This window comes from Pseudomonas sp. S3E12 (assembly GCF_001702295.1).
Classification (GTDB): domain Bacteria; phylum Pseudomonadota; class Gammaproteobacteria; order Pseudomonadales; family Pseudomonadaceae; genus Aquipseudomonas; species Aquipseudomonas marginalis.
On the sequence record NZ_MBDT01000005.1, the window covers coordinates 532,635 to 544,501 of the forward strand.

At 58.1% G+C, this 11,867-nt stretch carries 13 protein-coding genes; 6 read left to right on the forward strand and 7 right to left on the reverse strand.

The genetic code is table 11. The features are described 5' to 3' along the window. Positions 1-40: 40 nt before the first annotated feature. Both BB029_RS07190 and grxD read left to right on the forward strand, forming a co-directional pair. Positions 41-2,149 (forward strand): molybdopterin oxidoreductase family protein, encoded by a 2,109-nt coding sequence (locus BB029_RS07190; protein ID WP_065938696.1) that lies wholly within the window; start codon positions 41-43, stop codon positions 2,147-2,149. A gap of 86 nt (positions 2,150-2,235) precedes the next feature. After that, positions 2,236-2,574, forward strand: coding sequence for a Grx4 family monothiol glutaredoxin (gene grxD, locus BB029_RS07195; protein WP_027604591.1), 339 nt, complete (start codon positions 2,236-2,238; stop codon positions 2,572-2,574). A 71-nt stretch (positions 2,575-2,645) separates the two neighbouring features. On the opposite strand, the gene bfr is transcribed toward grxD, so the two are convergent. Together bfr and BB029_RS31865 are read right to left on the reverse strand one after the other, a co-directional pair. Then, positions 2,646-3,116, reverse strand: a complete 471-nt coding sequence (gene bfr / locus BB029_RS07200) for a bacterioferritin (RefSeq protein WP_012722487.1) — start codon at positions 3,114-3,116, stop codon at positions 2,646-2,648. A gap of 201 nt (positions 3,117-3,317) precedes the next feature. Then, positions 3,318-3,536 (reverse strand): bacterioferritin-associated ferredoxin, encoded by a 219-nt coding sequence (locus tag BB029_RS31865; protein WP_074844072.1) that lies wholly within the window; start codon positions 3,534-3,536, stop codon positions 3,318-3,320. Between the two features lie 244 nt (positions 3,537-3,780). Between BB029_RS31865 and BB029_RS07205 the strand changes: the two genes are divergently transcribed. After that, positions 3,781-4,383, forward strand: a complete 603-nt coding sequence (locus BB029_RS07205) for a peroxiredoxin (RefSeq protein ID WP_003172097.1) — start codon at positions 3,781-3,783, stop codon at positions 4,381-4,383. Between the two features lie 65 nt (positions 4,384-4,448). Here the strand turns inward: BB029_RS07205 and rnt are convergent, their stop codons facing one another. Continuing rightward, complete coding sequence (gene rnt / locus BB029_RS07210) at positions 4,449-5,123, reverse strand: ribonuclease T (RefSeq protein ID WP_027604590.1); 675 nt, start codon at positions 5,121-5,123, stop codon at positions 4,449-4,451. Further along, positions 5,120-6,166 carry a dihydroorotase gene (gene pyrC, locus BB029_RS07215; protein ID WP_027604589.1) on the reverse strand — a complete coding sequence of 349 codons (1,047 nt, stop codon included), beginning with the start codon at positions 6,164-6,166 and terminating at the stop codon, positions 5,120-5,122. Before pyrC ends, rnt begins: the two co-directional genes overlap by 4 nt. A gap of 156 nt (positions 6,167-6,322) precedes the next feature. Here pyrC and BB029_RS07220 point away from each other — a divergent pair, with 156 nt between their 5' ends. The 3 genes from BB029_RS07220 (at position 6,323) to BB029_RS07230 (ending at position 9,806) form a co-directional block, all read left to right on the forward strand. Beyond that, positions 6,323-7,231, forward strand: coding sequence for an OmpA family protein (locus BB029_RS07220; protein ID WP_065938697.1), 909 nt, complete (start codon positions 6,323-6,325; stop codon positions 7,229-7,231). Positions 7,232-7,360: 129 nt separating this feature from the next. After that, a complete protein-coding gene (locus tag BB029_RS07225) occupies positions 7,361-8,578 on the forward strand; it encodes an argininosuccinate synthase (protein WP_012722490.1) in 1,218 nt (405 codons plus the stop codon). 595 nt (positions 8,579-9,173) lie between these two features. Further along, on the forward strand, positions 9,174-9,806 hold the full coding sequence (locus tag BB029_RS07230) for a response regulator transcription factor (protein WP_027604587.1): 633 nt from the start codon (positions 9,174-9,176) through the stop codon (positions 9,804-9,806). 84 nt (positions 9,807-9,890) lie between these two features. Here the strand turns inward: BB029_RS07230 and BB029_RS07235 are convergent, their stop codons facing one another. The 3 genes from BB029_RS07235 to rsxB all read right to left on the reverse strand — a co-directional run bounded on the left by BB029_RS07235 (position 9,891) and on the right by rsxB (position 11,864). Next, positions 9,891-10,073: a PA3496 family putative envelope integrity protein gene (locus BB029_RS07235; RefSeq protein WP_027604586.1), complete on the reverse strand. Its 183-nt coding sequence runs from the start codon at positions 10,071-10,073 to the stop codon at positions 9,891-9,893. A 107-nt stretch (positions 10,074-10,180) separates the two neighbouring features. Then, a complete protein-coding gene (gene nth / locus BB029_RS07240) occupies positions 10,181-10,819 on the reverse strand; it encodes an endonuclease III (RefSeq protein WP_027604585.1) in 639 nt (212 codons plus the stop codon). An 82-nt stretch (positions 10,820-10,901) separates the two neighbouring features. Then, positions 10,902-11,864: an electron transport complex subunit RsxB gene (gene rsxB / locus BB029_RS07245; protein ID WP_065938698.1), complete on the reverse strand. Its 963-nt coding sequence runs from the start codon at positions 11,862-11,864 to the stop codon at positions 10,902-10,904. Positions 11,865-11,867 lie beyond the last annotated feature (3 nt).

Here is an 11,867-nt window from a genome sequence, read left to right on the forward strand (position 1 = left end):
CGGCCCATAGTCAGGCCAAAGCCCAATAAAGAGACTGGCCATGACCAAGACTCTCCACCACCGTGCCTGCCACCTGTGTGAAGCCATCTGTGGCCTGACCCTGGAAACCACCCAAGCCGAAGACGGCAGCCTGGCGATCACCTCGATCAAGGGCGACACGCTGGACAGCTTCAGTCGCGGCCACATCTGCCCCAAGGCCGTGGCGTTGCAGGACATCCAGAATGATCCTGACCGCCTGCACCAGCCTATGTTGCGGGTGGGCAGCGAATGGCAGCCAATCCCGTGGGATGAGGCGTTTGCCCTGGTCGCCGAGCGGCTCGCGGGCATCCAGGCGCGGCATGGGCAGCATGCGGTGGCGGTGTATCAGGGCAACCCCAGCGTGCACAACTATGGGCTGATGACCCACAGCAACTACTTCCTCGGCCAGCTCAAGACGCGCAACCGGTTTTCTGCCACCTCCGTAGACCAGTTGCCCCATCACCTCACCAGCCACCTGATGTACGGCCACGGCCTGTTGCTGCCGATTCCGGACATTGACCACACCGACTTCATGCTGATCCTGGGCGGCAACCCGCTGGCCTCCAACGGCAGCATCATGACCGTGCCCGATGTGGAGAAGCGTCTCAAGGCCATCCAGGCGCGGGGTGGCAAGGTGGTGGTGGTCGATCCTCGGCGCAGCGAGACGGCGGCGATCGCTGATCAGCATCTGTTTGTGCGGCCTGGCGGGGATGCGGCGTTGCTGTTCGGGGTACTCAACACGCTGTTCACCGAAAACCTGACGCGTGACAGTCATTTGCCGGTAGAGGGCCTTGAGGATGTGCGCCGTGCGATCCTCGGCTTTACCGCCGAAGCCATGAGCCGCCAGTGTGCCGTACCTGCCGAGCAGATCCGCCAGTTGGCACGGGATTTCGCTGCTGCGGATAGAGCTGTTTGCTACGGGCGCATGGGGGTGTCGACCCAGGCGTTCGGCACGCTGTGTCATTGGCTGGTGCAGTTGATCAACCTGGTCACGGGCAACCTCGACCGCGAGGGCGGTGCGTTATGCACCAGTCCGGCGGTGGATTTGGTCGCGTCCACCGGTGGCGGGCATTTCAATCGCTGGCAGAGTCGCGTGTCCGGGCGCCCGGAGTACGGCGGCGAGTTGCCGGTGTCTGCATTGGCCGAAGAAATGCTCACCGGCGGCGAAGGGCAGGTCCGCGCGCTGGTGACGGTGGCGGGCAACCCGGTGCTGTCGACCCCCAATGGCCGTCAGTTGGAGCAGGCGCTGGACGGCTTGGAGTTCATGGTCAGCATCGACCTCTATATCAACGAGACCACGCGTTATGCCGATCTGATCCTGCCGTCCACTTCGGCGCTGGAAAACGACCACTACGACACCACGTTCAACATGTTCGCCGTGCGCAATGTCACCCGTTTCAATCGCGCGATCCTGCCCAAGCCTGAGGGGGCGTTGCATGACTGGGAGATTTTTGTCGGCCTGGCCACGGCATTCGCTGCGCACACCGGTAGGGCGCTCAAGCCCACCATGCCGCCTGCGCAAATGATCGACTTCGGCCTGCGCGCCGGTGCTTATGGTGATGCGTCGAGCCATCAGTTGTCGGTGGCGAAGCTGGCGGATCATCCCCATGGCATGGACCTGGGGCCGCTCCAGCCAAATCTCGCAGCGCGGTTGAAAACCGTGGATGGCAAGGTTCAGGCGGCACCGGCAGTGATTCTGGCGGATCTGGCGCGCTTTGCGGCGCAGCCGATGCCTGTGGCTGACGAGTTGCTGCTGATCGGCCGTCGCCATGTGCGCAGTAATAATTCCTGGATGCATAACTATCACCGGCTGGTGAAGGGCAAGCCTCGGCACCAGTTGCATATGCATCCCGACGACCTGGCCAGTCGCCAGTTGGCAGATGGACAGCGGGTGCGCGTCAGTTCACGTATCGGCATGATCGAGGTAGAGGTGGTCGCCAGCCTGGACATGATGCCCGGCGTGGTCAGCCTGCCCCATGGTTGGGGCCACGCCCGTCCTGGGGTCCAGATGACCATCGCCAGCGAGCAACCGGGGGCGAGCGCGAATGACTTGACCGACGAGCGGCAATTGGATGAGTTATCGGGCAATGCGGCATTGAATGGCGTACCGGTCCAAGTCGCTGCCGCATAAGGAGCCCGAGCACCGCGTTGGAATTTTGCGTTACAATGCGCCACCGTGCCGACCTGTGAGTCGCAAAGTTCCAGCCGAGGTGTTCCATGGATATCATCGAAACGATCAAAGAGCAGATTGCCAACAACACCATTCTGCTTTACATGAAGGGCGCACCTAACGCTCCTCAGTGCGGTTTCTCCGCGAAGGCTTCCCAGGCTGTGATGCAGTGTGGCGAGAAGTTCGCTTACGTGGATATCCTGCAAAATCCGGAAATCCGCGCCAACCTGCCGAAGTACGCCAACTGGCCTACCTTCCCGCAACTGTGGGTAGCCGGCGAGCTGGTCGGCGGTAGCGATATCATCACCGAAATGGCGGCTGATGGTTCGTTGCAGGCGTTGATCAAAGATGCAGCGGCAAACGCGGCGGCCAAGACCGACGCTTGATTCGCCTGCAATAAAAAGCCCCGCTTCTCGTGAGAGAGCGGGGCTTTTTTGTACCTGAGAGAGCGACGGTATTATTCGCCCATCTGCGATTGCAGGTAGTTTTCCAGGCTGACTTTATCGATCAGGCCCAGTTGGGTTTCCAGCCAGTCGATATGTTCTTCCTGGTCTTCGAGGATGTCTTCCAGCAGCTCGCGGCTGCCGAAGTCGCCTTTGGTCTCGCAATGTGCGATGGCGGCCTTGAGGTCGCTGTGGCTCTTGCGTTCAAAGCCCAGGTCGCTGCTGATCATTTCCTGGGTGTGCTCGCCGATGTTCAGCTTGCCCAGGTCCTGTACGTTCGGCAGGCCTTCGAGGAACAGGATGCGCTTGATCAGCGCGTCGGCGTCCTTCATGGCCTTGATGGATTCTTTGTATTCACGCTTGCCAAGCTTTTCCAGGCCCCAATCGTCGTACATGCGCGCATGCAGGAAGTACTGATTGATCGCGACCAGTTCATTGGCAAGGATTTTGTTGAGTTGCTGGATGACTGAGATGTCGCCTTTCATGACTGGGGTCCTGCCCTGTAGTAGCTGTGTATAAGGCGGAGTTTGAGCGGCGAAAACCCTAGTGTCAAACCTAAGTTATTGAATAATAAATGAAAATTAATCGGAATAAGAATGTTTGTGTTCCGCGTCTTAGCGCTAACTAATTGAATTACAGGCATAAAAAAACCGGACACGAGGTCCGGTTCTTCAAAACACGCCTATTTAAGCGTGTGTAAATTCTGCTGAGTAGGGAACAGCGGCCTGGGCTGTTTGCAGCTGCGTCAGGGTTTCCCGTACCACTTGCTTGGCGAGGCAAGCACATTTACCACATTGACTGGCAACGCCGGTGGTTTCACGCACTTCCTTGTAGCTGCAGCAACCTTCATAGATTGCTTCGCGGATTTGTCCGTCGGTGACGCCGGTACACAGGCACACATACATAAGGGAGAACCGTCGCGGGTTTAAGGCTTAAGTGCGATGGATCTTAATGTTAACGAGAATGATTGTCAAAGTAGATTCGTAGGGTATTCGCCTGCACCGCCCTCACGCTGACGAACGGTTTTTTCAGTGTATGATGGTCGGTCTTCACGAAGCGTGACTGCGTCACAGGGCTGTCGCTTGAATGCGGCAGACTCAAGGCCGGTCCTTTTACTTCAATCGTCACCCTTACATCAGGAGATACCCAATGAGCGTACTCGTCGGCAAACAAGCCCCGGATTTCGACGTACCTGCCGTGCTCGGCAATGGCGAAATCGTTGACAGCTTCAAACTGTCTGAAGCCATCAAAGGCAAATACGGCCTGGTGTTCTTCTACCCGCTGGACTTCACCTTCGTCTGCCCTTCGGAGCTGATCGCTCTGGACCACCGCATGGACGATTTCAAAGCGCGTAACGTTGAAGTGGTTGCCGTTTCCATCGACTCCCATTTCACCCACAACGCCTGGCGCAACACGGCCATCAACGATGGCGGCATCGGCAAAGTCAAATACACCATGGCTGCCGACATGAAGCACGACATCGCCAAGGCCTACGACGTTGAGTCCGAAGGCGGCGTGGCGTTCCGTGGCGCGTTCCTGATCGACGACAAGGGCGTTGTGCGCTCCCAGATCATCAACGACCTGCCGCTGGGCCGTAACATGGAAGAGCTGATCCGTCTGGTCGACGCCCTGCAATTCCACGAAGAGCACGGCGAAGTCTGCCCTGCCAACTGGAAAAAAGGCGACAAAGGCATGAACGCTTCGCCAGAAGGCGTTGCGGCTTACCTGACCGAGAACGCTGGCAAGCTGTAAGCCGGATTCGCGGGACAAAAAAACCGGCCTGAGAAGGCCGGTTTTTTCATGCGCGGGATTTGACCTCAGTCGCCGAAGTCTTCCCAGCCGCCCATCTGCTTCCAGCGGTTGACGATGCCGCAGAACAGCTCGGCGGTCTTCTCGGTGTCGTAGCGGGCCGAGTGGGCTTCGCGACCGTCGAAGTCGATGCCGGCCGCCTGGCAGGCCTTGGCCAATACGGTCTGGCCATAGGCCAGGCCAGCAAGGGTGGCGGTGTCGAAACTGGAGAACGGGTGGAACGGGTTGCGCTTCATGTCCAGCCGCGTCACGGCGGCGTTGAGGAAACCCAGGTCGAAGCTGCTGTTATGCCCGACCAGGATCGCGCGCTTGCAGCCATTGGCCTTCAAGGCCTTGCGCACGCCACGGAAGATATCGGTGAGTGCCGCTTCTTCGCTGACGGCCATGCGCAGAGGGTGATCGAGCTTGATCCCGGTGAACTCCAGGGCTGCCGCTTCGATATTGGCACCTTCAAACGGCTCGACGCGGAAGAAGTGGGTGTGCTCCGGATACACAAAGCCCTGTTCGTCCATGCCGATAGTCGTTGCGGCGATTTCCAGCAGTGCATCGGTGGCGCAATTGAAGCCGCCGGTTTCTACGTCGACAACGACAGGCAGGTAGCCGCGGAAACGTTCGGCCATCGGGTGGCGCGAACCACCACCGCCACCGTGTTCCTGGTCGTCATCGTAATGGTCTTCACTCACTTGCTTTCCTCCAGCAGGCGCCAGCGCAGTGTTTCACCGGCGCGCAGCGGGATAACGGTCAGCTCGCCAAATGGCAGGCTGGCGGGGGCGGTCCAGTCTTCACGGACCAGGGTGATACGGTCGGTATTCGCCGGCAGGCCATAGAATCGCGGGCCATTGAGGCTGGCGAAACCTTCGAGTTTATCCAGGGCGTTGCGCTGTTCGAACGCTTCGGCATACAGCTCGATGGCGGCAAACGCGGTGTAGCAACCGGCACAACCGCAGGCGGCTTCCTTGGCGTGCTGGGCGTGAGGCGCAGAGTCGGTGCCGAGGAAGAACTTCGGATTACCGCTGGTCGCGGCATCCAGCAAGGCCACCTGGTGGGTATTGCGCTTGAGGATCGGCAGGCAATAGAAGTGCGGCCGAATCCCGCCCACCAGCATGTGGTTGCGGTTGTACAGCAGGTGATGGGCGGTGATGGTTGCGCCGACGTTGGCCGAGGCCTCGGTGACGAACTGCACGGCATCGGCCGTGGTGATGTGCTCGAACACAACCTTGAGGGTCGGGAACAGCTCGACCACGCGGCGCATGTGCTCATCGATGAAGATTTTTTCGCGATCGAAGACGTCCACGTCGCCACGGGTGACTTCACCGTGGATCAGCAGCGGCATGCCGACTTCGGCCATGGCTTCGATGGCCGGCAGGATCTTGTCGATACTGGTCACGCCGGAATCGGAGTTGGTGGTCGCGCCGGCCGGGTACAGCTTGGCGGCGTGCACGAAACCGCTGGCCTTGGCCTGGCGAATTTCTTCGGGCTGGGTGCGGTCGGTGAGGTAGAGCACCATCAACGGTTCGAAGCGGCTGCCGGCCGGCCGTGCAGCGAGGATGCGCTGGCGATAGGCGTCGGCTTCGGCGGCGTTACGCACCGGTGGTACCAGGTTAGGCATGATGATGGCGCGGCCAAACGTACGCGCTACATCGGCCACGGTTTGGGGCAACGCAGCACCATCGCGAAGATGAATATGCCAGTCGTCGGGACGCAGCAGGGTCAGGCGGTCGGACATTGGGGATTCCAGGCGGGTCAATCTGGTGGGAATGCTACCGGAAAAGACTCTTGCAGGCACTCGCTATCAAGTTTTGCAGGATGCATCCGATAGCCTTTCGTATGCCTTATCGATGTATGACGCTTTGAAGTGTTGTAGAAACCAGTGGAGCCTCCCGTGCGCCAGCATTATCTAGCCCTGCTCAGTGTGTTCGCCAGCCTGCCTGCTATGGCCCTCACGTTCCAGACTCGTCTGGAGAACATTGAGTGGAAGGTGGAGGGGGACAAGTTCGAGTGCCGCCTGACCCAACCGATCACCGACTTCGGTTCGGGTGAGTTCGTGCGCCGGGCCGGCGAGCAGGCGACGTTTCGTCTGAAAGCCTATAACGGATCGCTGGGTGCAGGGTCGGCCACCTTGTTGGCCGCCGCTGCCCCCTGGCAGCCAGGTCGGGGTGACATCAATCTCGGTGCCGTACGTGCCGGCAGCGGTGATGTGCTGTTCAACAGCTCTCAGGCCCAGGCCGGGCGTCTCTTCAACGGTTTGCTCGATGGACGCTCGCCCACTGTGCGGCACTATGGACGCGAGGGTGGCTATTCAGAGATTCGCCTGCTGCCGGTGAAATTCAACAAGGCCTACAGCGACTATCAGCTGTGCACCGCCAAGCTGCTGCCGATGAATTACGATCAGGTCAAGCAGACCGAAGTAGGCTTCCCCGGTGGCGGCATTGAGCTGGACGCTGCGGCAAAGCAGAAGCTGGCGGTGATTCTCGAATTCATGAAGGCGGACCCTACCGTCAACCATATCGAATTGAACGGCCACTCGGACAACAGCGGCAATCGTCTGAGCAACCGTGATGTTTCACGCCGTCGCGCACTGGCGGTGATGGACTACTTCAAGGCCAACGGTATTCCTGAGTCTCAGATCACTCTGCGGTTCCATGGTGAAAGCTACCCCCTGGCGCCCAACACCACTGCCGCCAACCGGGCCCGTAATCGCCGTGTGAATATTCAGCTCGAACGCGTGGCTGCCCCTGAGAAACCGGCCCCCCAGGCCACGGGCCCGAGTAACCCGGCACACACCTCCTGACGTGCGACCATCGGTCGCTCGTTCGACATAATCTGTCGCTTTATCTTCATTTGCTGTCGCGCCCCTGTAAATCCACGGTTTTGATCGGTAGAATCGACGCCTTTCCGTACAACCCCGTGGAGTGATGGCATGGCCGACGTAAACAAGGTCGTTCTCGCGTATTCCGGCGGCCTGGACACTTCGGTGATCCTCAAGTGGCTGCAGGATACTTATAACTGTGAAGTGGTGACCTTCACCGCTGACCTGGGTCAGGGCGAAGAGGTCGAACCTGCACGTGCCAAGGCGCAAGCCATGGGCGTGAAAGAGATCTACATTGACGACCTGCGCGAAGAATTCGTCCGCGATTTCGTCTTCCCGATGTTTCGCGCCAACACCGTCTACGAAGGCGAGTACCTGCTGGGTACTTCCATCGCACGTCCGCTGATCGCCAAGCGCCTGATCGAAATCGCCAACGAAACCGGCGCTGATGCCATTTCCCATGGCGCTACCGGCAAGGGCAACGATCAGGTGCGTTTCGAACTGGGTGCCTACGCGCTCAAGCCTGGTGTGAAAGTGATTGCCCCGTGGCGTGAATGGGACCTGCTGTCCCGTGAAAAGCTGATGGATTACGCTGAAAAGCACGCGATCCCGATCGAGCGTCATGGCAAGAAGAAGTCCCCGTACTCGATGGACGCCAACCTGCTGCACATCTCCTATGAAGGCGGCGTGCTGGAAGACACCTGGACCGAGCACGAAGAAGACATGTGGAAATGGACCGTCTCCCCGGAGAACGCTCCAGACAAGCCGCAGTACCTGGAACTGACCTACCGTAATGGCGACATCGTCGCGCTGGACGGCGTGGAAATGACCCCGGCCACTGTATTGGCGACGCTGAACCGTATCGGTGGCGAACACGGCATCGGCCGCCTCGACATCGTCGAGAACCGCTATGTGGGCATGAAGTCCCGTGGTTGCTACGAAACCCCGGGCGGCACCATCATGCTGCGTGCTCACCGCGCCATCGAGTCCATCACCCTGGACCGTGAAGTGGCTCACCTCAAAGACGAGCTGATGCCCAAGTACGCCAGCCTGATCTATACCGGCTACTGGTGGAGCCCTGAGCGTCTGATGCTGCAACAGATGATCGACGCCTCCCAGGCCCACGTGAACGGTGTTGTGCGTCTGAAATTGTACAAGGGCAATGTGATCGTTACTGGCCGCAAGTCCGACGACTCGCTGTTTGACGCCAACATCGCCACCTTCGAAGAAGATGGCGGCGCCTACAACCAGGCCGACGCAGCGGGCTTTATCAAGTTGAATGCATTGCGCATGCGCATTGCTGCCAACAAAGGTCGCTCGTTGTTCTGAGTGTTTAGCTCGTTGTAAAAAAATGGCCCCTTTTTCAAGGGGCCATTTTTTTTGGCCTGGTATTTTGATTAAGTCCACGTTGTTTAAACTTGTTTAATTGGTGACCCAACTATTGGATTGCTGGTTTTTTTTTTGCCGGGCGAATGATTTTTTATCATTTATGTAGGAACCAGTCTTACAGATAATTCACTCATATAGGTGCGAGGAGTACGTAAGAAGTAAAAAATCCTGTAGGAAATAAGGAAGTAAATAAATATGTTGAATGGAACTGAAACTACCGATTTTTCTCTGCCAGCTCCGGTACCTGCAGTCGACGGGCAAGGGGCATTTCCTGATAGTGGTGTGCGGCACGTTTACCTTATCCCCTGGGGACCTTGGAAATTTCACTCAAAATATGTGATGCCCCGGAAAGTTCTGAAAGGCTCCATAAAACTGGAAACATCTGAATCGGTGTTTTTTTGTAGGGAATTTCCTTTATCGCTGTGGGTTGGGTCTCTGCTTGCTGTTGCTCGGGGGGGAGCGCTATGCCAACTAGGAAACGACTAGGCTATTGTGTTTGCTCTAAATAATTCGAACAGCGAAATTGGACTTTCTCATGAATAAAGTGCTGATCGTAGATGATCATCCCGTCATTCGTCTTGCTGTGCGTATGCTAATGGAACGTCATGGTTATGAGGTCGTTGCCGAGACCAATAACGGTGTCGATGCATTGCAACTTGCGCGGGAGCATATGCCGGACATTGTCATACTGGATATTGGGATTCCCAAGCTCGATGGCCTGGAAGTTATTTGCCGGCTTTCGTCCACCAAACAGGCGGTACCGTTCAAGGTGCTGGTGCTCACCTCCCAGGCCCCTGGTCACTTTTCCATGCGTTGTATGCAGGCGGGCGCTGCGGGCTATGTGTGCAAGCAACAGGACCTGACCGAGTTGCTGAGTGCGATCAAGGCGGTTTTGTCGGGCTACAGCTATTTTCCAAACCAGGCACTCAACTCGGTACGCTCCACCATGGGCAATGCCAGTGAGGCCGATATGGTCGAGCGTCTGTCCGGCCGGGAAATGATGGTGTTGCAGCAATTGGCTCGGGGCAGAACCAACAAGGAAATCGCCGACGGGATGTTTCTCAGCAACAAGACCGTCAGTACCTACAAGACTCGTCTGCTGCTCAAGCTCAATGCCCGCTCTCTCGTTGACCTGATCGAGCTGGCCCAGCGTAACGGCTTGGTATAGGTGAGGGCATAGCACTGCATACAGGCCGCGTAACCGGCAGAAAAAAGCCTCCGTCAGGGAGGCTTCCGGCCGTCGACCGCTTGATCAGAGGTCGAAGTCGTAGTCGGCCAGTTGTTTTTGCAAGCGTCGTTCTTCCAGAAGGTTGTCGATAGTACGGCGTTTGCTCAGATTGGTCTTGGCGACCTCTGCCACAGGTGCTTCCACGCCATCGTCCTCCGATTCAACGAGGTCGTCTTCCACATCCAACTGTTCTTTGTCAGTGCTCATAACGTTAACTCCGGAGTAAGACTGCCGTTGGCGCTCCTTATAACGATAATCCATGAATGGGTAAAAAAGATTTTTTCAATCGACTGATCGAGAAAACCAATGAACCCTCAATCGTCCGACGTCTTGTCCTTGTATTCGCACAGGTCTTCAATGCGGCAGCTGCCGCAGCGCGGCTTGCGGGCCTGGCAAACATAGCGTCCGTGCAGGATCAGCCAATGGTGGGAGTCGAGCAGGTATGGCTTGGGCACGAACTTCATGAGCTGCTTTTCCACTTCGACCACGTTCTTGCCGCGTGCTATGCCGGTTCGATTACTGACCCGAAAAATATGGGTATCCACGGCCATGGTGAGTTGCCTGAATGCGGTGTTGAGCACCACGTTGGCGGTTTTACGGCCCACCCCCGGCAGGGCTTCCAGCGCTTCGCGGGTTTCTGGCACTTCGCTATTGTGCCGTTCTATCAGCAAGCGGCAGGTCTCGATGACATTCTTGGCCTTGCTGTTGTACAGGCCGATGGTCTTGATGTACTCCGACAACCCGTCCACACCCAGGGCATAAATCGCCTCTGGCGTGTTTGCCACGGGATACAGCCTGGCCGTGGCCTTGTTGACGCCGACGTCCGTGGATTGGGCCGACAGGATCACGGCAATCAGTAACTCGAACGGCGAGGAGTAGGCCAGTTCGGTCTTGGGTTCCGGATTGTCTTCGTGAAGCCTGCGGAAAATTTCCAGGCGTTTTGCGGCGTTCATGGGGCGGAAGGTTCCTTTCGGGCAGTCAGCGTAGTTTCGAATAGTGGGTCCAGGCCTGAAGCCCTGCAAGCAGGATTATCGGTCATGTACCAAGGGTGTCTACTTGGCGCTGCGCCTCATCGAGCTTGTGTTGCGCGTCGGCTAATTGTTGCGGATCAGCCTGTTGGTCCAGGGCTTTCTTCAACTCGGCACGACGCATCGCCAATTGGATTTTGGCGCGCTTGAGGTCGGCGTTGTTGATGGCAGGCAGCGGTGTTGGCGCGGCGTGATTCTGGTCCAGGGCTGCCAATGCCTGCTCCGCTGCCTCGAACTGCTGTTGCAGGGCGATCAGTTGGGATTGTTGTTCAAAGGTCGGCGGGTGCCCGAAAGCCTTCAAGGATTTGTGCAATTGGGCACGGCTCATGGCCACATTGATCTTGGCTTTTTTTACCTCCGCATCCTGGGCGGCCCGCGCTGCGTCAAGTTGCAAAGGGGGAGTTGGTGCTGAACGCTGAGGCCGCGCCACACGCTGGGCAATCCTGTGCGCTTCTTCCCGTTGCAGTCGCGCATTGCGTTGTTCAAAGCGTTGCCGGGCACGATCGCGCTTGAAATCTCGTTCACGGCGTTCGTTTTCGTTCGCTGCCAGGCCGCCGACGATCGGCAGCCCTGTGACCAGTGGGCGCAACTCAATGCAGTCGACGGGGCAGGGCGCGACGCACAGGTCGCAACCCGTGCACTCATCGACGATGACGGTGTGCATCAACTTGGCGGCGCCGACAATCGCGTCCACCGGGCAGGCCTGGATGCATTTGGTGCAGCCGATGCACTCGGCCTCGCGAATGTAGGCCACCTGGGCAGGAGCTTCCCCGCGGCTGGTGTCCAGTTCCAGAATGGGGACTCGCAGTAATCGCGCAAGGCCAGTAATTGTCTCCTGTCCTCCAGGCGGGCATTTGTTGATTGCCTCACCCCGGGCGATACCCTCGGCGTAAGGCTTGCAGCCCGGGTGCCCGCACTTGCCGCAGTGTGTCTGCGGTAGCAGCGCGTCGATACGTTGAATCAGATTCATGGA